Consider the following 20793-nt stretch of genomic DNA (forward strand, 5'->3'; position numbering starts at 1 on the left):
AACATCGGGAAGCGCTAATTATTATTGCGAGAAAATTGCTCACTATTGCTTTTGCTGTGCTTAAATCCAACCGACCCTACTCCTCTACCATTGCATTTCCTTCTTGACTGCGCCCTTTAACTGGCATACCGGACTTTGATCTGGTATGACAATTGGGGGAGAGTTGTTAACTGAGCAGATGGGTCAGTTATTTGTTGCTAAGGTGAAAACTGACAGGACTGTCTGCTGAGCAAACTCACTCATTTGTCATCCCGAGCGCAGTCGAGGGATCTGATGGAGATATTGTTCGTAGACAATATCTGCTCAAGCATATTCAGAATCCCTCAGTTTTTAGCAAACAGCACATATACTAGCCACCAACCAAACAAAAATGGTACAATGGTAAGAAACAAAAATATAAGTATGATTCATTGGGAAGTGGTAGGCTTCATAGCCAGTATCTTAGGCTCAATCCAGCTTATCCCTGAAGTGTTAGCTGCTTACAAAAGTAAACAGCTAACAGATATTGCTTGGGGAATGTTGTTTTTGACTACAACTAGTGCAGCTTTGTGGCTAGTATATGCTTTACAGTTTCAATTGTGGCCTGTCTTAATCTCGGCGGTAGTAAATTTTATTATGGGTCTAAGCTTGGTTTCACTTAAGGTAAGATATAGAGGGTCTGCAAGAATAAATGTGATAGCGTCAGATAATTAGCATATCGCATGTCTATCTTAGTTGAATTAGGCATTATCATTGGAGCAGCTGCAATTGGTGGCATAGTAGGTTACCTTTTTAAACAACCTTTAGTTTTAGCGTATTTATTAGCTGGTATCGCAATTGGGCCTTTTGGTCTTGGTTTGATCACCGATACAGAGTTTATTCATGTGGTCGGCGAAATTGGCATTATGTTAATGCTTTTTTTAGTGGGAATTGAAATTAATATTGATAAAATTCGCAGCTTGGGGAAAAAGGCTCTCAAGGTAGGCTTTGCGCAAATTTTCTTTACTGGTATAGCTGGTTGGGGCATTGCCCTGGGATTTGGCTTCTCAATGCTTGCCAGTGCCTACATTGCCGTCGCCTTAACACTTAGTAGTACTGCTATTTGTGTAAAGCTGCTTTCTGATCAAAAGACACTCAGCTCGCTCTACGGCAGAATGGCTATCGGTATTTTGCTGGTACAAGACTTTGTGGCTGTATTGGTACTAGTTTTTCTCAACAGTTTAGGAACTCACACCAACGATAGTTTTATTTTAGATTTCAGCTTATTGTTGGCCAAAGGACTAGGATTGGCAGCAATTATTTTCATTATTTTAAAAAAACCTTTACTTTTTTTCTATCATCGCATTGCTCATTCTCAAGAGTTATTGATATTAGTCAGTTTGAGTTGGTGTTTCGGCATTGCTTTAGCAGCTCAAGCAATGGGATTCTCTCGAGAAATGGGCGCATTTTTAGCAGGATTGAGCCTAGCTAATTTGCCTTATGCCCTAGAAATTAGTGCCAAAAGTAGAATTATTCGTGACTTTTTTATTACCATATTTTTTGTCACCCTGGGTGCTGGTATGATTTTCACCAAGCTAAGCATCATAGTGTTACCGCTCTTGGCACTATCAGCTTTTGTTATTATTGGTAATCCTTTGATTGTCCTTGTGATTATGCGACTTTTAGGTTTCGACAGTCGTAGCAGTTTCTTTACGGGTATTACCATTGCTCAGATCAGTGAATTTTCTTTTATTCTCATCACCCTGGGAGCAAAGCTGGGCCATGTGGATCAGACTATTGTCAGCATTATTAGTATGGTAGCCATTATCACCATATCAATTTCATCCTACATGATGAAGTATCAGCAAAGGCTTTATGTATTTTGTAAAGTATTGATAGAAAAGTTACCCCGAATGCATAAAGGAAAAGATATTGCTGAGCTTACCCCATCTAATCTCTTCGATCATATTATTCTTTTAGGCTGTGGTAGTGGCGGCCATCAATTGTTAGATACTTTAGCCAAAGGTAATAAGCAATTTATTGTGGTAGATCATGATCCCGAAGTGATCGATGAGCTTAGTCAAAAGGGCATTAATTGCATTTTTGGTGATGTTCAAGATGAAGAGTTATTTACCACCCTCAATGCTACTAAAGCTGATCTCATTATCTCTCTGTTACCACATATGGAAGACAATTTAGCCTTGCTGCACTATCTAAAGGAATCCCCTGAACCCAAGAAACCCATTTATATTGCGGCAGTTAATACTGGACGTGAAGGCTTTAGCCTATTTAGCAAAGGCGCAGACTATGTAGTAGTCAAGTCTTCGCTGGAGGCTAATCATATCAAAGAGATTCATCGCGATTTATACAATTTAGAAAAAAACTATATTGAACAACAGGAACAAAGTGAGCGAATAGCAATGAGACGAATGGAGCATGCTATGCTGCATGATAAAGAATATGCCGAAATAGTTCATGAACTAAGCAAATTGCGCTTACAGGAAATACAGCAGAAACGAGCAACCAAAGAACCACAATGAACACACCTCGAAACACACCAGAGCGACCAGCACAATGGACCTTCCTGGATCATGTAGCGAATGAAATGCCAAATGACGAACAATGGGAATTGGTGCTTCAAGCATTAGAAGCTGCCCAATGGCTTGACCCTGAGATCAAAGGAGCTTATGCCAGCAGTCGCTACGCGAATGTTGCCGTAATTCCTGCTGAAGTAGTCCAGAGAGTAAAAGATTTAAGCGAAACTGGCCCATTAACCTTTCGTCTAGCACTGGAGCCAAGACAAACCAGACGGGCCATCAGTAAAATAATTAGCGTAATGAAGGCATTAGAAAATAGATTAATAATAGTTAACTCGACAATAGACAAACTAGTAAACGGAATTGATCAGCTAAAGCGGGTACAAGCAGAGCATGAAAGTGTCATTGCCAAAGGCCCCTTAACTCTGGCAGATTTGAAACGACTGTATAACTTAACTACAAAAACATTAATTAATGAGGGTACGCATTTGACTGAGGCGAATCACTCCCCCCTTGAAGTCCAACGGCAAAGACTAGATGATGAACCAATACCATTGGGTGGATTGACTGCATATTTACCATGGAAGGCTAAACATGATGATATTGCATTTATGGAACAAGCAGAGAGCAGTCCTTTCGTTCAACAACAATTACAAACCTATCGAAGCCTACTCTCTATTCAATCACAGATTGACGAGTTGGCAAGACGCCTTGCTTTTGCACGAAAAACCGAACACACTATCCGAAGTGACTTGGCGAAGTACTAATAGTTCCCTATGGCTAGAGCAAGCATTTCAATGCCACCGAATACCCGTGAGGCATTAGTAGATCCAGAAGCATTATTAGCACTAACAGGTAACAGTATTCTTACTGACACAGAAATACGCGGTATTCTAGCTATCACCACCAACGGGTCAGTGCCTAATGAAAAATCAGTGCAAGCACATATCCGAAGTTTACTGTTGGTTCCAGCTATCAAAGCCCAAGTAAATGGTTACCAACTAGCAGTAAGAGCGCGGCTCACGGCTTCTATTTCGCTAGCGCGGGAAATTGCTATTTTACAAAGACAGCTCCATGCCCTAGAGACTGAAGCTGCTACTTTTTTGGGAATGCCTGACAATGGATTAGCTATTATCAGACAATTAACCGAGGACATCACACCTGAGCTAGATAGAACTATTACCCACTTAGAAATACTAGTTGCCAATGGTCAAGAACACGCGAATGCACAATTAATCAGGCTGCGACAAAGTAGAAGTTGGTATCAGCAGAATCCTACTGAGGTAGCTTATTGGATAGGAAGACAAGAAGATATTGCTACCATGCAACAGAGATTAGTCAGATTATTGGATACTGAAAGACAGCTAGTGGCTTTGCAGTAATTAGAAACTGTACAAATAACATTGGATGCCACCATTATAAAGTTTTCTCCGCTTTGCTTGTTTTTTAAAGTCGCGCTCAATATCAGGATATGCAGTGAAGATATGCCAACGCGCTTGCATGCAATCACGATACACTTTTTCTAATTTGTGATAAATCTCTCGCACTTCATATTCATCTCCTAAGCGATGGCCATAGGGAGGATTAGTTAAGATCAATTCGGAATTCTGAATTCGGAATTCCGAATTGAGGATGTCAGCCACCTCGAAGGTGATTTCCGGGACATTGGCTAGTGATGCAGAGTGTTTAGCGGCTGCAATGGCTTCGGGATCGTAGTCGGAGCCTCTGATGTGAATAGATTTGTCGGACTTTTTATTTTGAGCTTCTGCTCTTGCTTGTACTAACAATGTTTTATTGGGCCAGGACCATTGTTCGAAAGCAAATGTACGGAGTAAACCAGGAGCAATATTCTTGGCTAACATTGCCGCTTCAATAAGAATAGTACCGGAACCACAGAATGGATCATATAAAGCTTGATGTTGGTCCCAATCACTTAAATATACTAATCCTGCTGCTAGAGTCTCTTTCAAGGGCGCTGCTACTTGAGTATCTCGGTAGCCACGCTTATGTAAAGCGGCGCCAGAAGTATTTAGTAACACTTTAGCCTGATCATCGAGCAGCCAGACATGGATGCCAACTTCAGCACCTGATTCCATGAATTGCTCAATCTGATAATGCTCTTGTAACTTTTTTACTATTGCTTTCTTAGTAATACTTTGACAACTGGGTGTGCTAGAAAGTTGAGACTTTCTACTCTTTGCTAATACTGGGAAAGAATTTTCTAAGGCAATATATTGAGACCATGGTAAAGCAAATACGCCTTGGAATAGCTCTTCAAAAGTGTGTGCTGGAAATGTCGCTAATTCTAAAAAAACTCGATCTGCAGTACGCAACCAGAGATTAGCAATACTCATCGCCTGCTCTTCTCCTGAAAAAGCGACGTAACCGTCTCCCACTTCTTCATACCAAAGACCAAGATTCTTGATCTCTTTTTTGAGCACACTTTCCAAACCGAAGGTACAAGTTGCGAGAAAACGCATAAAAACAAAAGCTTAAAGAATCTAGATTTTAGATTCTAGATTTTATAATTCCAATTCTATTCCTACTGGACAATGATCGGAGCCGAGAACATTACAACGAATATATGCATCTTTTACCTGAGACTTCAGCTCCTCACTTACCCAAAAGTAATCAATTCTCCAGCCCACATTTCTTTTGCGTGCCCCAGTTTTCATATCCCACCAAGTATAATTATCTGGCTCATTGGGATGAAAGAGGCGAAAAGTGTCATAGAAGCCCTTACTACTGAGCTCATCCAGCCAATCTCTTTCTATGCGCATAAAACCAGAAGTATTTACGTTTTCCTTGGGCCGAGCAAGGTCTATTTCTTGATGAGCAGTATTTACATCACCACAAATAATTACTCCTTTACCCTTTTTACGAAAATCTTGCACTACATGAAGGAACGCTTTGTAGAACTCAAGCTTATAACTTAACCGCTCTATTCCCCGGCCACCATTGGGAAAATAGACATTAAATAAAAAGAAATTTTGGTACTCAGTCATAATAATTCTTCCTTCAGCATCGAGAATGGAATAGCCCAAAAAGCTAGTATTAGAAAGCGGAGGTTCTTTGGTAAACGTAGCCACACCACTATATCCTTTCTGCTCACCTGAATTCCAAAATGTCTGATAACCAATGGGATGGACTAAGGCTCCCGGCAACTGCTCTACATGGGCCTTCGTTTCTTGTAAACAAAGAATATCGGGATCTTCTTGCTCCAACCACTCAAAGAAGCCCTTTTTTGCTACCGCACGGACACCATTTACATTCCAAGAAAGTAACTTAATAGACATAGAATGAATTTGGCATTAGGAAATCTGCCAACAGCATAGAGCATTTCCCCTGATTAAGCCACGGATAAAGTGCTAACTTCTTCATCAATACATTTTTTCTAACACTCATTTCCCATAAAAAAGATTGAATAACGTATCAAAAGCCAACTTGGTATCTTCTTGGGCGACAAATATAATCAGTTCCGTACCCGTAGAAGCGATTTCAACAATATTAATATTTTGCAGAGTAATTTGCTGCACTAAAAAATAAATCATCCCTGGAAATTCAATATACCGTCGATGAAACTTCACACCAATAGCTGAAACATTTTCAATGAGAATAGTTGGTGCTTCAGGAATGCTACTGGTGATCATCTCTTGAAAGCGACGATCAGTAATGATGGTAATTTCCGTAGTACTCTCCGTGATAGTGATAAAACCTTTCTCTTTTTGTACTGACTGGTACAAATGCTGCACCGAATTATGAACCTTATCACTTTTCAAATAAGTAATATCACACAGATCAGAATGAATAGCCAAATTCTCAATAGTAAGATCATGAGTCTGTGGTCCCTTGGCAATTAACTCTTTCTGCAATCTAGATAATGCCATTACCAAGGCGCTTGTGCGCACTGATTTCTTGGTGCGCACGGAAACAAAAGGACTAATATACTGAGCTGCTTGGGTAAGATTTAATACTTTATAAGTTAAGCCAAACTGTAACACAGGATTTTTTTGCACAATGTCTCTCACTGCAGAGCTAATTCTAATCATTGTTATACTTGTAACAAACTTTGTTAATAATAATCATTTTTATCAAAAAAGTACAATTAGTAACCATTTTAAGCTACATACAGAGCGTAACTTTCAAATCTCAATATGTTATTCGCTCCGGGAAGACACACTATAGTAGCGCAAAGCTCAATACCTGAATTTGCCGCTGATCAAGATCCTTTTGATAAATATTACATACCGGGTAGGTGGGCTGCTGCTGCCCTGCGCCCCCACACAACCTTAATTGTCCCTGATCATTCAGCAATCAGAGCACATATTACTTTTTTAGAGCACACGCTTGGTCAATATACCCGGCAAAAGTTACATACCCTTTATACTGCAGACAAAGCATATTTATTAGATGATGATATTAACGCATCTTTACTTCATGAAGTCCGAGCCGTCATCGCTACCCACCTGAGAAATGGTAGAGGCACAACCATTGCCCCATATCGCGCCAATAGACCATTTCACACTTGGCGCAATCAAATAATAGAAACGGATGTTGACCACATTGGTGACGATGAAGATTTTATTAGTCGCTATGGGAACAAGTCTGTGTTACATAGGAATATTGCTCGGCCAAAAGAGCCTGCTTTGCTAGAGACTAGAGATGGTAGTATCAATATTCCTAAAGGGTATATTTGCGACACTCAAGAAGATCTAGTCCAAGCTTTCGAGCGATTGCGCCAAGAAGGCATACAAGAGATGATCATTAAGCCTACCCATGGTTCTACTGGGGAAGGTATCCAAAAAGTAAACACTTTAGTAGAAGTGGCGGCTTATACCTGGCCTACTGGTCCATTTGTCTTGGAAGCCTGTTTACCATTGGACACTGATGACGATGGCAAAGAAGTCAATTGTTCATTACAGTTTATTGGTCAACACATTATTGGGGAACCAACGGCTCAAATAATTAATGGCACTCATTGGGAAGGGAATGTTGTCCCTGGCTTATCTCCTGCTAGCTTCGCTTCTGACGCCCAAAGACAAGCACAGGCAGCTCTGCATATTTTGGCTACAAAAGGACACAAAGGCCCCGGAGGTTTCGACTTTTTATTGGCACGAGGAAAAGCTTTTCTAGTTGATCCCAATATTGGCCGTTATACAGGCGCTCATGTTCCTAAGTATTGGTCAGAATATTTTGCACCTGGTAAAGCTTGGGCTACATTAGAAATGCCGCATCATTTATCAGTAGAAGGCGCTTGGGAAAAATTATGTAGAAAAGAAATTGCTTATGACCATGATCGGCAACATGGAGTATTTCCAATATGTCACTTAGAAGGCATGTGGAGTATGCATATCGCCATAGCGAAAGATGCTCGCTCAGCCTATCGTATGATTATGGAGGCAAAAAGTCACTTAAGCTAATGTATGAAAATAACTGGACTTAATATCTCAGGTGCTGTACGTATCGAAAGTGAAAAACCTGGAGCCAATCTTTTAGTCTTCGGCGCTGTACATGGAGATGAACCCTGTGGTGCCTTAGCAATTCGACGATTGCTTTTTGAATTAACTACTAGTAATTTGCCACTCAAATCTGGAACATTAACTTTAGTGATTGCCAATGAAAAAGGCTTAGTTGAAAATAAACGCTACTTGAGTAAAAACCTGAATCGTCTTTTTCGCGATGATATCACTTATGAGAACGGATACGAATGCGATCGGGCTCATGAACTCAAGCCATTAATCAAAAAGGCTGATTTTTTTCTTGATATTCATTCTACTAGTCGCCCCACAAAACCATTCTTATTCGCCGAAAAACAAGTTTTAGCAGAAGCCCAAAAGTTAAATATTGAGCATATCGTTGTCGGCTGGAATACTTTAACTGGTGTAGATCTTGGTGGAGATACTGAGAGCTTTGGCAATCAACATAATGTGCCTAGCCTGACTTTGGAATGTGGTCAAAGTCAAGCAATGACTACTTGGGAAATAGCTTATCAATCATTGTTACAATTTTGTGCCGTGCATCAATTTATTGAGCATGAAATTAGTTCTCAGATCACCCCGAAGCTCTATCATCTCTTTGATGTCGTAAAACTCAATAGCAAGCAATTTAATTATGTCTATCCTTGGGAAAATCTCACCCCGCTCAAAAATGACCAGCTGATAGGTAAAGATGAAAATCAAGCATACCGAGCACCAAGAGATTGTACACTCATCATGCCTGGCACCCCCGAAAACACCGCCATTGGGGAGGAAATTTATTTTTTGGCTGATCCAGCTTAAACTTCTCCTGATAAATATTGCTTCCGCCTTTCCGGAAGTAATCTCTCAATGGCGTATCGTAGCATTGTCCTAGGCATGACTTGATAATGCTTTTGCAGAAAAGCTTCTAATGCTTGCTCATCTTTTTTACCAATTTCACGGAGCATCCAGCCACATGCTTTTTGGATCAGATCATGCTTATCAGGCAGCAATGCTGCTACTAAAGATACGGTATCACCAAAATCGCCCCGTTGAATGAAAGCATACGTAGCAATTACAGCAATGCGTCTTTCCCAAAGCATTTGAGATTTCACTAAGACATACAAAATATCTCTCGGCTTATTCAATAAATATTGGCCCACAATCTTAGCTGCAGAGCTATCTACCAAATCCCAGTTATTAATAAATGCCGTGGAAGCTAAATAGTATTGGTAAATTTCTTTTCGTCTTGGCTCATCACCTTTAGCAAACTGATAAATCAAAATAAAAAGGGCAATTAGTCGCTCTTCATGCCATTTGGAATTCAGCAGATCATCTATGTCAGCTGGAGCTAAATACTTAAATTCGTTCGCAATTATTCTTTGCTCAGGTACCGTTAGTCCCAAAAACTGATCACCATAACCATACTCTCCCTCGCCAGTTTTAAAGAAACGCAGAGACACTTGAGCCCGTTTCTGATTAGCCTTAGCGATCAATGTCTGGCGCAACAGTAATAGAGACATAATGATATTTCGTCTCTACCATGCTACTAACAAAAAAGCATAGTTACAAATAATGCTTAGCGAAAAGCGGGCAGTAACCACTGTTATTCTTCAACTAAGCAATTTCAAAGTAATGAGCCAATAATGCTCGCACTTTTAAAACAGATGTAGCAGCTTCAGTTAACAATGAGAAGCTATCAACATCAGCAGTCACCGCAATTGCTCGCTTTTCAACGAGCGCTCGGAGTTTGCTAGCAGCTTCTGCCAAACGCTGACTGTACTTTTGCCACATTTCAGCTCTAGTTGGATGAAGTTTACTAGCGGCCAGTTCACTACCAACCTCTATAATACTTATCGGTTTATATTGGCCATAAAGTTCATCTAGATCAGTAGATAATGCTAAATAAATCCGTTGGAGTTCAGCAGCTAATAGGCCAAGTTCAGCTGTTTCCACTAGATTGAGTGCCTTGCCCATCAAATTATTCAGTATACTATCTATTTGATCAAGCCAACCTTCAATATTATAGGTCATTTCGTATAATCTCAGCAGCATAGCTTCTCGCATGGCTGCTCTACTTTGCCGCCAAATAGTAGCTTCTCTTGCTAAGTTGTCTATTGCCCCATGATGCCCAGTGGCACTCTCAGTAATCTTAAGCATTCTTGACAATAATTAAAATTGCCAAGAAATATACATTATTTTTTTACCAATCTGCAAGTATTTACGTTCGAAAGTAGTTTGTACCAATAAATAGTCTGGCACCGGATCTAGGCTATATACATTGGGCAAACACTGTAAGACATTGGCAGGTAAGCTCTCTAGTATACTTTGGGCATAAGCAAACAACTGTTCATTATCAGTTTTCAAATGCATTACGCCTTTTGGGATCAGCACTTTCTGATAGCTATCCTGAAAGTGCTTAGCAACTAGCCGCTTCTTGGCCTCATCTCTTCGAGCAAAAGGATCAGGAAATGTAAGCCAGATTTCAGCAATTGATTGAGCGCCAAAATATTCGGCTAACTTTTCTATCGGTAATCGCATGAAAAGAACATTCGGCAAATTGAGCGCCAATGCTTTTTGGGCTCCGTACCACAGACGATCGGCTTTTTTATCAATACCAATAAAATTACGTTCAGGATACTTCTGCGCCAGCGCCAATACGTATTCTCCCTTACCACAACCCAACTCCAAAGTAACAGGTAAAGAGTTTTTAAAATATTTTTCTCTAGGTTCAAAAGGAGTGTGCAGGACATTAGGCAAATGTTTCACTTCCTCCAAGCGAAGGTGTTTTTTTCTCCCCATACCTACTCTAGATAAATAGCAATAAGACCATATCGAGCAATCTTTTCTGGATATTGGGGGAAAGTGGCGTACTTTTCAATAGCTGCCGGTAAACTCGGCGCATACGGCTGTATTTCTTGATAGGAAATACCAGCAAACATTGCCTCCAGAGAAACAAACCTTTTCACTGTAGCCACCTTTTTAACAAAAATATCATCTTCCACTGTAAAGATAATTTCATCTCCAGCTGCAATAAGAGCATATTTAGGGGCACAAGCACGAACCTCTATTTTCTTTATACCAGACTGAATTGCTATAAATTCAGTGCGATTTACTGGTAGAAAGTCTAAGACCCATTGTTTCATACAATTAATTAACGATCCCTATCCTAAGTTTCGTTAATTAAAGATACAAGTGAAATTCACTACAGCAAAAACTCCCGCCTGCTATCCTTGATCACTGAGTTTTAACCAATGAAGTAATACAATAATCCCCATCCACCACCAAATACGGCAGCAATAATGAGAGCAACAATAAGCTTCTTCATAGCGATGTGATTAATATCTTGTGAACTAAGTAACGATACTACGTTTCATTGACAGTGACAATAATTTTATGACAAACATGCCGCTAGATTTTCCGCTTTCAATAAAATGATGAAATCAGTAAACTGCGTCTGTTACCTTTTTATATGCAGCCAGAGAATTCTTCTATTGCTAGTGCCTTTAGACCCTTTTTTAAACTAATTGTCGTATTATTGTTATTCACAATTGCAGCCAATGGTTTAGGATTGATAGTACCGACACTTACTGGCCAATATATCGACCAATACCAACAAACTGGCCAGTATAATAGCAGTTCAGTATTAGCAACATTGATTGGTATAGCACTGATTATTGGCTTAATCACTTTGGCCCAATTAGCCTTGGCAAATTATATTTCTGAAAAAGCGGCCTTTGATTTGCGTGCCAGAATAAGCAAGAAGTTAGCGACCCAATCATTTCATTATGTAAGCACAGTGAGCGTACCGCGCTTGCTCACTATCATGACTAGCGATGTCGATAGTGTAAAAAGTCTCATTTCTCAAGGAGTAGTCGCTATCCTTTCAGCATTATTTATCTTGATCGGTAGCGCCATTGGTCTCTTTAGTATTCATGTTCGCTTAGCATTCATTACCCTCAGTGTAATTCCACTACTTGCGTTTACCTTTTTCTTTATTTTTGGTCGGATTGCGAAGCTTTTCAAAGTAGGCCAAGAAAACCTAGAAAGAATCAATAAAATAGTAAATGAAAGCATTGTCGCTGCCAGTCTGGTCCGTGTCCTTAATTCTACTCAAGAAGAAGTATTCAAATTTGAACAAACTAATAGTGCTAGTAGAAAAACTGGTTTAGCAATAATCAATGGCATTGCCGCACTTTTTCCAGTAATTAACTTATTAGGCAATGGCATGGTACTGCTAATCCTATGGTATGGCGGTCAAAGCATTATTAGTGGCGAACTCAGTTTAGGCAGCTTTGCTGCCTTTTTTACTTACGCCAATATGATGATAGTACCTATATTTATTATCGCCTTCATGAGCAGCACCCTTACCAGAGCATTTATTTCTTGGCAGCGTATCAGTGAAGTACTCAATGCTGAGACTAAAGAAAAAAATGGCACCCTGATTAAAAATATTGTAGGCAAAATTACTTTTGATCAGGTTTCACTGAGCTATGGCGATAAAAAAATTCTCAAAAGTGTTTCTTTTACGATTAAGCCTCACAGTAAAAATGCCATTATTGGTCCAGTATCTGCTGGGAAAACGCAAATACTCTACCTCATTGCTGATTTAATTAAAGCAGAAACTGGGCAAATACTGCTTGATCGAGAACCAATTAGCAACTATCAAAAAGATCATTTAATGAAAGCTATTGGCCTAGTGTTCCAAGACAGTCTGATTCTCAACACTACTTTACGGGAAAATATTCAGCTTACTGAAAATACTGATCCCCAATTACTAGAAAAAGCAATTAAAACTGCCCAATTAGATGATTTGATAGCATCTCTCCCTCAAGGACTAGACACACCCATTAGTGAAAGAGGCAGCAATCTCTCCGGAGGTCAAAAGCAAAGAGTAATGCTAGCTCGAGCCTTAGCCTTGAATCCCAAAATCTTACTTTTGGATGATTTTACTGCACGCGTAGATCGGGCTACTGAGCAAGCAATCTTGCATGACTTAGCACAGTATTATCCAGCAATCACCCTGATTTCAATCACACAAAAAATTGCTCCTATTGAACACTACGATCAAATAATTGTCCTAATGGAAGGCGAGGTAATCGGCACCGGCACACATCAAGAATTATTAGCAACTTCTTTAGAGTATAAACAAATTTGCGAGTCTCAGAAAAGCTCCGAATCATAATCTATGGACTACCAACTCTCTTCTACCAGTCATTTAACATTTAAACAAAGTGCTCGAGACCTTTTGAGTTATCTAGGTAAAGATAAAATCAAAATGGTTTGGGCTTTAGCAATTGTCATTTTAAATTCGATTATTAATATAGCCACTCCCTATCTTATTGGCTTAGCTACCGATACGTATATTGTACAAAAAGACCTGGTAGGCCTGGCCACTTTAATTATGAGCCTGATACTACTGTATCTCATCGGCCTTGGTACCAGTTATTTACAAATGAAACTGATGGGCGTTGTTTCCCAAAACATGCTGTACAATTTGCGCACCAGTTTATTCAATAAACTACAAAGTCTACCCTTAAGTTTCTTTCAACAAAATAAAATTGGTGATTTAACTGCCCGGATCAATAGCGATACCGACAAACTCAATCAATTCTTCTCGGAAAGCATTATGCGCTTCTTGGGCAATTTCTTTTTTATTTTGGGCATTGGTATCTTCGTCCTTATTTTCCAGTGGCAATTGGGCCTCGTAATGCTCTTGAGCACCTTATTCATTATTGGTTTATCCACTCTGTTTAAAAATTGGGTACAAGAACATAATAAAGGCAGTGCTGCTGCTACTGGTGCTCTCTCTGGTCAAATCCAAGAAAGCCTCAGTAATTTCAAAGTCATTGTCGCCTTCAACAAAAGACAATATTTTATCGACAAGCTCAATGAGTTTAATCAAAATGTATTTACTACTAGCAATACAGCGGGCTTTGCTAATAGTATTTATAAGCCAATTTATGACAGTGCCGGCATCATCGCTCAAGCGCTAGTACTAGTCTATGGTCTCATCCTCATCAACAATCAAACCATCACTATTGGTGTGCTAATTGCCTTCTTAAACTACGCTCAAAAGTTTTATGATCCCTTACGTATCCTCGGCACTATTATTGGCAACATCCAGGTAGCCTTAGCTTCCTGGCAAAGGGTAAATGCCATTCTTATTTTAGAAAGCAACCTGAAAGTACTGCCAGAAATAAAGTCCCAATCAAGTAACAACACAATACTGCAGGTAGAACGAGTCAGCTTTGGCTATACTGAAGAACAAAAAGTACTAGAAAATGTGAGCTTCGCGCTAGTCCGAGGGAAAACATATGCTCTAGTCGGTCCTACTGGAGGTGGCAAAAGTACCTTAGCGAGCCTAATGACTAGGCTCTACGATCCCACTGAAGGAGTTATTTATCTCAAAGGTAGAGATATTCGCAGCTTCACTCCTGATGAGATTGCTGAAATCATTGGCGTTATCCTTCAAGAACCTTTGTTATTTAGCGGCACTTTGGGCGACAATATTCGCTATGGCAATAAGAAGTTGCGTCATGTCACCAATCAAGCGCTACAAGATTTATTAGCAGCTGAAGGACTGCAACTTTTTATCAACCGTTTTTCTGAGGGTCTGGACGCTACTATTCAAACTGAAAACATCAGCCTTGGCCAAAGACAATTAATTTCATTTATTCGTATTATCTTGCGGAAACCAGAACTACTTATTCTCGACGAAGCCACTGCCAATGTCGACACAGTTACCGAACAATTACTTAATCAGCTGATCGAAAAACTCCCCTCAAGTACTACCAAAGTAATCATTGCTCATCGTCTCAACACGATCAAAGCAGCAGACACTATTATGTTTATCAATGGTGGTCATGTGAAAGAAGCCATGGATTTTGAACATGCAATTCACTTGATTGACCATGCCAAGAGGAAAAGCTAATGCTAAACAGGTCTTTACCTGGCCGATGAAGAGCCGTATAGTGCTGCTTCTTTTTAACTCAGCATATGCTTGCCGAGGCGTTTGATCATCATTTCAGTCCTGATGATATCGATAGAAGTCCCGATGCTCTCAAAAAAAGGACCAGAGCACTGGCTGACTTTACTATCTCCTGTAAAGCATATACGGAAAAGTTGCCAGCTGGGCCAATACGAGAGAATTTTTACCGAAATATGGCATATGAGATTAAAGTTATTGGGGGGCGCACTTGTGAAACCTTTGATACGGATTTAATTGAACTTACAACCTATTTATTGCAAAATCACGAGCCTTCTAATGAAGAAGTCTTTTGTCCTACATTTGGACAGAATAATTATGAACAAAGACGACATCCACTGGGCAGTATAGTTTGTGATCTGCGCCACACAGCAAGAAGATATAGTGACCAAGCAATCAGAGAGCTTTTAACTAGTTACCGAAGGTATCCCCAATTAGGAATTGCACTCTATGAAATACTCAAACATAGCTACTACCTGGACGAACGCTATGAAAGCGGGGTCGGACAATGTATTCAAGATATTGGTGATGCTTGTTTACCTCCAGAGATTGCAGTCAAGACAATCTCTCGTGTTTACAATATTCAATATCGGGCCAGTTATTCAGGGCGCGTCTACATGGCCAATATTGCCCGCTGGCATAAAAAGTTTCCTGAGTTAATTAATCCCAATCTTTTCTGGTTGGAAGTAGACAGATATGGTTATGTATTAGCTAGCCAAGAGCCTGAAATACTTAACTGGGTTGATGCGTGGGGAGAGTATTTGCAAAGTAGATCTGCCCAGATGACACCATCAAGAGCCCGAGAGCTTTTTGAATATGGTTGTATCAGTGCTACCAGTAAACCAGTTGCTGAAATAATTAAAGCAATGGATGTACTTCTGGACCAAACAACTCAAAGCAAGTGTGATGCTGCCGGTGTTGATCAGGCTTTGAGCCTATTTACCCATTCATACGTTGAACTTTTTGTCAGGAAAACTGCCCCTGATAACCAGGGCAGCATTCCTGAACATTCCGCTCATCATAGGGTCTTGGGGGTAATTGCCGCCCATCCTCTACGCAACACATTATACCGTGCTTATCGTGTTCTCCTCTCCATTGGCATCGCATCTGGAGACGATATCACTACAGTATTTAGCCTGCCCCCTGATGACATATTAGGAAAACCCAAAGAGTTGGTCACTGACAATAACGCAGTACCAGATAAACTAGAACCCACAGCAATGGTAACATTGGGAGCACGGTATCTAGTATTTCGCGAATTGGTTGTGGTAGGGAAAATGTCCGCAGGAGAAGCTCTAGCTACAACTTTGCCCGACACCAAGCATTTTGCCACTCTAGAAAAAAGATTCCCTCAACTTGCAGCAATGTCGCCAATAGATGGAGATGATCCATTAGCTGATGTTGCCTCTGTATTGATAGAAAAGGCTGGTCTTCCGGTTTTCACAACGGCCCTCATTTGTAATGGGGTAAAAAGTCAAACTAGCAGGACAGACTGTAAAAAGTTGGCGACAGCAAGTGGGGTAACAGATATTGCTTGCCAACTGATAGAGGCATACACAGAGGGAAAAGATCCTATTAGCATAACTGATCTAAATAGAACCATAACAGAAAATTTAAGAGTACATGCATTACTCACTGGTATTACCAATAGAAATAGAGTGCTTTTACATCGGCTCATTCAAGCTCAAGGTACAAGACCAAACGCGATAAACATACAAAAGACTTTACGTGAGATTCGCTTAGAACGAGAGAAAAAAGCCGGACGGTTACCTGTGGGAGCGAAACTACACGTGTTTAAAGAATTATCGCCCGATATCATCAGGATTTTGCAAAAAAAGTTCAACATCGATAGCACCCATTTCAGTTTGCATAATGCTAATAAAACGCTAGTAATTCCACCAGGATGTCCTATCGACATCAAGCTTCTCCTTACTTATCTGAAACTTGAAGGAATAATTGATGACAATGATTACGACTTACAAATAACTATTTCTGGCAGATGGCCAGAGGAAATAGCCCGCACTGTAGGGACGGCAATGATTTTTGGTAGCGAGTTTTGTCCTGATCTAAAACCAGGAGCATTTATGACCAAATCACATAATGATGAGACTGGTGGCAGAGTGATGCTTTATGATGCTGGAGGAAAGATTGGAGACTTGCCATACGATATGCCCAGAGCAATAGGCAGAACTGACATGCAAGGTCGCCGTCATTTGGGAGATCTCGATCTGTATCAGGTGATCGGAACAGGGGCCACACACTATGTATACCATGGTAGATGGCATAACAGTTTTGCTCATTTTAGAAAAAGAGTGGATGCAATTATAGCTGAATCTGAATTAACAGATACAATCAGATCATCAACGTGGATCTATGATGAACACCAAGGTGATCGTAACTGGAAAAGTGGTGTAGCAAAACATGAAGCAATGCTAACAACTTTGGGCGGAGAGTATGCTAAGGCTACCAAGCTTGCTGACTTAGGCATCATTGGAAAGATGCGCGATGCTATAGGGCGATTGGAGCATGCAATGGCAACCACAAGAACGGCAATTATTCGTGAAGACCGCGCAGCATTTGCCAGACTGATACAGCTCTGATAGCCTATTAACTTACTTTTTATTTTATGTGTAGATCGGTAGAAGGAATCAGCACACTGAGCAGTGGTAGTGCAGCACCTGTTCGTAGAGCGGCAATCCAAGCTTTGTCATTTGAGCCACGAGCATTAAGAGCGCTACCAGAACCTCCACAAAACCAAGTTCCAGCAGAGGCCTCCCCGCTCCCACTGACAACAGCTCCAACTGGCATGAACAAAAGTGTTGCATTAGATACCTCAACACCCCAAATTATTGCTGAACCTGAACAACCAAAAATTGATTCTCCAAAAGTAAAGATAGTTGGAACACCCATTACAGAAGGACAAGTTCTAGCCGTAACTAAAGGATCTTCAGCTCTCAGCAAAAGCAAGAGAAAAAAATTAGCAAAAACAGCTTCAAAGCAAGCAGCAACAGAAAGATCCCCTGCGGTTTCCCCTACCCCATCAGCCCCAGCAATAGTATCATCTGAAACACATCCTCGTAGCACTTCACCAGTTACTTACTATGCAAGGCCATCAGCACCAAGTGTAGTTTCCAGGCCCAACACTCCTCTTAAGCCCCAAGCAGCAGTAGTTGCAGCAGTAGTTGCAGCAGCGGCTGCATTAGAGGCACAAAGAGCTGACGCATTAAGAAAACAAACTGAGACTGAGCAATCAATAAGAGAACAAACTTTACGCCAAGTAATGGCAGTTCTCGGTATAGCAAGACAGTTAGAAAACAATATGATTAAACCAGCTGAGAACGCTCCACCCAGAGATAAAAGGGCCTTCCACCAACGTCTTGAGGATGCGAAAGGAAGAACGATTATCAATATTGCGCGCGCTTTAGGTATATCTTCTTTCCCCTTAACTACTGGTGGAGCTTTAGTACAAAAAGCAAATATTGTAAGACGATTAGATGGCCTAGGAATTAGCAATGAAGATCGACCAGTATTTTTGAAAAGTTGATCTAATAGATCGCTAGCAAGAATAAAGCCCAATTCTTTCTTACCAGCCTCCACCACCACCTCCGCCCCCGCCTCCACCCGATCCGCCGCTACCAGAACTAATGCTGCTAGAAATAGAGCTGCTAATAGAGTTGATATTACCCATTACACTATTCATATGACTGAAATCCCCAAAGACACTGGCTGTATAATAAGGGAGATTAGTATCGTGAAAAATCTCTTTGAATTTATTTAACCAAAGCTTGGTAATACCAAATACCACTGCATAAGGTAATAATTCCATAAACAAACCTTCTTTTTCATGGAATACTTGACGGTACTGCTCAGCCTGAAGCATAAATTGCTTGAAGCCTTTTACCTGATAGAGCATTTCAGCCCCCTCAGGGGTAATCTGTACCATAAAAGGACTAAAGAGCAGAAAGATAGCGCCAGCAGCTAGAAGTGGTAGACCGACACTAATAAACAAATGGAAATAAAGCATGGCCAATCCCAGCCCCATCAAAGCAATACCAGCAAACAAAAAAGCAAGCTTAAAATTATCTTTTTGGGCACTGATATATTTCTTGGTTGCTAATGATTTCAACATACGCTCCTCAATCAGTGATAATTTTGTGCGCAAACCTAAAGCCAATTCATCAGATGTAACCCCTGGGCCAATTTCATTGGCCACACGGCAACTCATCAAATCAGCAATTAAGGCACTTTCCTGAGAAGTCATAGTAGCTTTGCCACTCTTAGCAGTCCTTTCCATATATACCTTTTGCTTGCTCCACCAATGTTTCTCACCGATGGCAGATACCGTGATATACCCCTTAGCTGCTAGCTGCAAAATATTGGCAGTTAAAAAATGATTTTTCCATCTTCCTCGATGCTCAAGCAGTCCCAGCTCACCAGGAGACAAGTTTTCTGGCGGGCTATATTCCACCATAAGAGACTTATTCACTGCATCATCTCTGCCCCATGTATACCACAGTAAAAAAGCAATAATTAGGGCCAATAATGGTAATAACCAAAACATATATGAACTATATGTATCCCATAAAGAAGGCTGATAAGAAACAAAAATCAGCTTTGGCAAAGTCACTTTTAGGGCCACACCAGTACGCTCCACCAATTGGGTTTTTGATTCCACTTGTAATCTCTGCGGACCTTCCCAAGTAGTGGTAAGAAATTGCTGCATACTAGCGGGCAAAGTAGCATTAGGTTTGACATATTCAGCACTAATTTGCGCATTAGCCTGAGAAATTCCTGCAGGAAAATTAATATAGGCCTTGAAATGATCGATTTTCAAATCCCAAAAGGCCCCAGCAATATTCCATTGCCATACATCATGACTAGCATCCTGAGTTTGAATCACATTTTTCACATCATAAACAATTTTATATTGATTCTCTCCTTGCACAGCCACATTGGCATCACCAATTTGCCAAGTAACCGTATGATCATCCCAATTAGTAATAGTGGTATAAGGATGAGCCTTACCAGCAAAATCAGTAATTGACTGCAAAGTAACCGGAGCAGAGATAAATTGATTGTCTTGGGCTCGATAACGTGTAGGCAAAACTCTAAAGATACCATGCTTATCTGCCACGTTACCAATGTCAGCCAGAATCTTTTCTTCTACATGCAGCGAAGCATCTGGATTTAAGGTGTAATGCACTTCATATTCTTTGATATACCAATCGCTTACCACTTTTCTTAGTATTGGAGCCGCAGAAACCGCTGGCTTTTGAGTAGTAGCAAGACTGTCTGCTAGAACTGGAATATATACTTTTAAGGATAAACCGCTGCCTAATTGCTCAACACTAGCCTTAGCACCTTTTTCTTGCCAAGTTTGCGGTATAATTACTGTGGATCGAGGCAGATCTCCAGCAGTATTAGTTTGATAAAACGGCCAAACAAAATCTCTGACAACCGAGCTATTTAGCCCCGAAAAGCTAGCGGTATAGGTGAGAGTAATATCTTTACTGTTAGTCGCTGGACCAATGTCAATCTGCTTAGCATTACGAATAATGTCTGTCTTACTTTTAAAAGGTACTTTATTTCCTTGAGCATCAGTAACTTCAATTGGAGTAATAATAATGTCACTTCTTTTATTCCCTTTCACTTCATAATATGTAGGCAATATGCGGGTACCAGCACCATCAAGAATAAACTTTTCGGTAAGTTTGATTTTACCATTTTCCTGGAGTTCAACAGTAATTTGGGGCGTATAAGAAACTGCCGCCATTGCTGTTGGAGCAAGTACTACATTGCCTAAACAAAATAACAGGGTAAGTAACCGGAAATGCCGAAAAAGTGAAGCCATAGC

18 protein-coding genes are annotated in these 20793 nt (G+C 40.4%); 10 read left to right on the forward strand and 8 right to left on the reverse strand.

The features are described from left to right. Positions 1 to 402: 402 nt before the first annotated feature. Genes HY817_02050 through HY817_02065 form a run of 4 tightly spaced genes read left to right on the forward strand, consistent with a single transcriptional unit; the run spans position 403 to position 3877 of the window. Positions 403 to 693, forward strand: a complete 291-nt coding sequence (locus tag HY817_02050; protein ID MBI4836019.1) for a hypothetical protein — start codon at positions 403 to 405, stop codon at positions 691 to 693. An 8-nt stretch (positions 694 to 701) separates the two neighbouring features. Then, on the forward strand, positions 702 to 2498 hold the full coding sequence (locus HY817_02055) for a cation:proton antiporter (GenBank protein MBI4836020.1): 1797 nt from the start codon (positions 702 to 704) through the stop codon (positions 2496 to 2498). Continuing rightward, positions 2495 to 3262, forward strand: a complete 768-nt coding sequence (locus tag HY817_02060) for a hypothetical protein (protein ID MBI4836021.1) — start codon at positions 2495 to 2497, stop codon at positions 3260 to 3262. Before HY817_02055 ends, HY817_02060 begins: the two co-directional genes overlap by 4 nt. Before the next feature lie 9 nt (positions 3263 to 3271). Further along, positions 3272 to 3877, forward strand: coding sequence for a hypothetical protein (locus HY817_02065; GenBank protein ID MBI4836022.1), 606 nt, complete (start codon positions 3272 to 3274; stop codon positions 3875 to 3877). Here HY817_02065 and HY817_02070 read toward each other — a convergent pair whose 3' ends face one another. From HY817_02070 to HY817_02080, 3 genes are all read right to left on the reverse strand, one after another. After that, the gene (locus tag HY817_02070) at positions 3878 to 4975 is read right to left on the reverse strand and encodes a class I SAM-dependent RNA methyltransferase (GenBank protein MBI4836023.1); all 1098 of its coding nucleotides are present in this window, start codon (positions 4973 to 4975) and stop codon (positions 3878 to 3880) included. 42 nt (positions 4976 to 5017) lie between these two features. Then, on the reverse strand, positions 5018 to 5791 hold the full coding sequence (xth, locus tag HY817_02075) for an exodeoxyribonuclease III (GenBank protein ID MBI4836024.1): 774 nt from the start codon (positions 5789 to 5791) through the stop codon (positions 5018 to 5020). 105 nt (positions 5792 to 5896) lie between these two features. Beyond that, positions 5897 to 6544: a hypothetical protein gene (locus HY817_02080; protein ID MBI4836025.1), complete on the reverse strand. Its 648-nt coding sequence runs from the start codon at positions 6542 to 6544 to the stop codon at positions 5897 to 5899. A gap of 105 nt (positions 6545 to 6649) precedes the next feature. On the opposite strand from HY817_02080, the gene HY817_02085 reads away from it, so the two are divergent. Both HY817_02085 and HY817_02090 read left to right on the forward strand, forming a co-directional pair. Next, positions 6650 to 7915 carry a hypothetical protein gene (locus HY817_02085; GenBank protein ID MBI4836026.1) on the forward strand — a complete coding sequence of 422 codons (1266 nt, stop codon included), beginning with the start codon at positions 6650 to 6652 and terminating at the stop codon, positions 7913 to 7915. A 3-nt stretch (positions 7916 to 7918) separates the two neighbouring features. Continuing rightward, positions 7919 to 8773, forward strand: a complete 855-nt coding sequence (locus HY817_02090; protein ID MBI4836027.1) for a succinylglutamate desuccinylase/aspartoacylase family protein — start codon at positions 7919 to 7921, stop codon at positions 8771 to 8773. On the opposite strand, the gene HY817_02095 is transcribed toward HY817_02090, so the two are convergent. The 4 genes from HY817_02095 to HY817_02110 form a co-directional block, all read right to left on the reverse strand. Beyond that, on the reverse strand, positions 8770 to 9474 hold the full coding sequence (locus HY817_02095) for a DNA alkylation repair protein (GenBank protein ID MBI4836028.1): 705 nt from the start codon (positions 9472 to 9474) through the stop codon (positions 8770 to 8772). The two genes, HY817_02090 and HY817_02095, sit on opposite strands and share 4 nt — an antisense overlap. A 94-nt stretch (positions 9475 to 9568) precedes the next feature. After that, entirely contained in the window at positions 9569 to 10111 is a 543-nt protein-coding gene (locus tag HY817_02100; protein MBI4836029.1) for a hypothetical protein, read from the reverse strand. 12 nt (positions 10112 to 10123) lie between these two features. Beyond that, positions 10124 to 10753 carry a tRNA (guanosine(46)-N7)-methyltransferase TrmB gene (trmB, locus tag HY817_02105; protein ID MBI4836030.1) on the reverse strand — a complete coding sequence of 210 codons (630 nt, stop codon included), beginning with the start codon at positions 10751 to 10753 and terminating at the stop codon, positions 10124 to 10126. Between the two features lie 2 nt (positions 10754 to 10755). Then, a complete protein-coding gene (locus tag HY817_02110) occupies positions 10756 to 11097 on the reverse strand; it encodes a hypothetical protein (protein MBI4836031.1) in 342 nt (113 codons plus the stop codon). A gap of 326 nt (positions 11098 to 11423) precedes the next feature. Between HY817_02110 and HY817_02115 the strand changes: the two genes are divergently transcribed. The 4 genes from HY817_02115 (at position 11424) to HY817_02130 (ending at position 18483) form a co-directional block, all read left to right on the forward strand. Next, positions 11424 to 13136 carry an ABC transporter ATP-binding protein gene (locus tag HY817_02115; GenBank protein MBI4836032.1) on the forward strand — a complete coding sequence of 571 codons (1713 nt, stop codon included), beginning with the start codon at positions 11424 to 11426 and terminating at the stop codon, positions 13134 to 13136. A gap of 3 nt (positions 13137 to 13139) precedes the next feature. Continuing rightward, the gene (locus HY817_02120) at positions 13140 to 14885 is read left to right on the forward strand and encodes an ABC transporter ATP-binding protein (GenBank protein MBI4836033.1); all 1746 of its coding nucleotides are present in this window, start codon (positions 13140 to 13142) and stop codon (positions 14883 to 14885) included. A 65-nt stretch (positions 14886 to 14950) separates the two neighbouring features. Next, a complete protein-coding gene (locus HY817_02125) occupies positions 14951 to 17539 on the forward strand; it encodes a hypothetical protein (protein ID MBI4836034.1) in 2589 nt (862 codons plus the stop codon). Between the two features lie 26 nt (positions 17540 to 17565). After that, positions 17566 to 18483: a hypothetical protein gene (locus HY817_02130; GenBank protein MBI4836035.1), complete on the forward strand. Its 918-nt coding sequence runs from the start codon at positions 17566 to 17568 to the stop codon at positions 18481 to 18483. 39 nt (positions 18484 to 18522) lie between these two features. Here HY817_02130 and HY817_02135 read toward each other — a convergent pair whose 3' ends face one another. Beyond that, the gene (locus HY817_02135) at positions 18523 to 20790 is read right to left on the reverse strand and encodes a DUF2207 domain-containing protein (GenBank protein ID MBI4836036.1); all 2268 of its coding nucleotides are present in this window, start codon (positions 20788 to 20790) and stop codon (positions 18523 to 18525) included. Positions 20791 to 20793: the final 3 nt, after the last annotated feature.

The organism is Candidatus Abawacabacteria bacterium (assembly GCA_016207805.1).
GTDB lineage: Bacteria > Patescibacteriota > Gracilibacteria > RBG-16-42-10 > RBG-16-42-10 > JACQZO01.

What these genes read in the sequence shown, in the direction of transcription:
- HY817_02050 (MBI4836019.1), top strand. Translation starts at nt 403, where the DNA reads ATGATTCATTGGGAAGTGGTAGGCTTCATAGCCAGTATCTTAGGCTCA.
- HY817_02055 (MBI4836020.1), top strand. Translation starts at nt 702, where the DNA reads ATGTCTATCTTAGTTGAATTAGGCATTATCATTGGAGCAGCTGCAATT.
- HY817_02060 (MBI4836021.1), top strand. Translation starts at nt 2,495, where the DNA reads ATGAACACACCTCGAAACACACCAGAGCGACCAGCACAATGGACCTTC.
- HY817_02065 (MBI4836022.1), top strand. Translation starts at nt 3,272, where the DNA reads ATGGCTAGAGCAAGCATTTCAATGCCACCGAATACCCGTGAGGCATTA.
- HY817_02070 (MBI4836023.1), bottom strand. Translation starts at nt 4,975, where the DNA reads ATGCGTTTTCTCGCAACTTGTACCTTCGGTTTGGAAAGTGTGCTCAAA.
- xth (MBI4836024.1), bottom strand. Translation starts at nt 5,791, where the DNA reads ATGTCTATTAAGTTACTTTCTTGGAATGTAAATGGTGTCCGTGCGGTA.
- HY817_02080 (MBI4836025.1), bottom strand. Translation starts at nt 6,544, where the DNA reads ATGATTAGAATTAGCTCTGCAGTGAGAGACATTGTGCAAAAAAATCCT.
- HY817_02085 (MBI4836026.1), top strand. Translation starts at nt 6,650, where the DNA reads ATGTTATTCGCTCCGGGAAGACACACTATAGTAGCGCAAAGCTCAATA.
- HY817_02090 (MBI4836027.1), top strand. Translation starts at nt 7,919, where the DNA reads ATGAAAATAACTGGACTTAATATCTCAGGTGCTGTACGTATCGAAAGT.
- HY817_02095 (MBI4836028.1), bottom strand. Translation starts at nt 9,474, where the DNA reads ATGTCTCTATTACTGTTGCGCCAGACATTGATCGCTAAGGCTAATCAG.
- HY817_02100 (MBI4836029.1), bottom strand. Translation starts at nt 10,111, where the DNA reads ATGCTTAAGATTACTGAGAGTGCCACTGGGCATCATGGGGCAATAGAC.
- trmB (MBI4836030.1), bottom strand. Translation starts at nt 10,753, where the DNA reads ATGGGGAGAAAAAAACACCTTCGCTTGGAGGAAGTGAAACATTTGCCT.
- HY817_02110 (MBI4836031.1), bottom strand. Translation starts at nt 11,097, where the DNA reads ATGAAACAATGGGTCTTAGACTTTCTACCAGTAAATCGCACTGAATTT.
- HY817_02115 (MBI4836032.1), top strand. Translation starts at nt 11,424, where the DNA reads ATGCAGCCAGAGAATTCTTCTATTGCTAGTGCCTTTAGACCCTTTTTT.
- HY817_02120 (MBI4836033.1), top strand. Translation starts at nt 13,140, where the DNA reads ATGGACTACCAACTCTCTTCTACCAGTCATTTAACATTTAAACAAAGT.
- HY817_02125 (MBI4836034.1), top strand. Translation starts at nt 14,951, where the DNA reads ATGCTTGCCGAGGCGTTTGATCATCATTTCAGTCCTGATGATATCGAT.
- HY817_02130 (MBI4836035.1), top strand. Translation starts at nt 17,566, where the DNA reads ATGTGTAGATCGGTAGAAGGAATCAGCACACTGAGCAGTGGTAGTGCA.
- HY817_02135 (MBI4836036.1), bottom strand. Translation starts at nt 20,790, where the DNA reads ATGGCTTCACTTTTTCGGCATTTCCGGTTACTTACCCTGTTATTTTGT.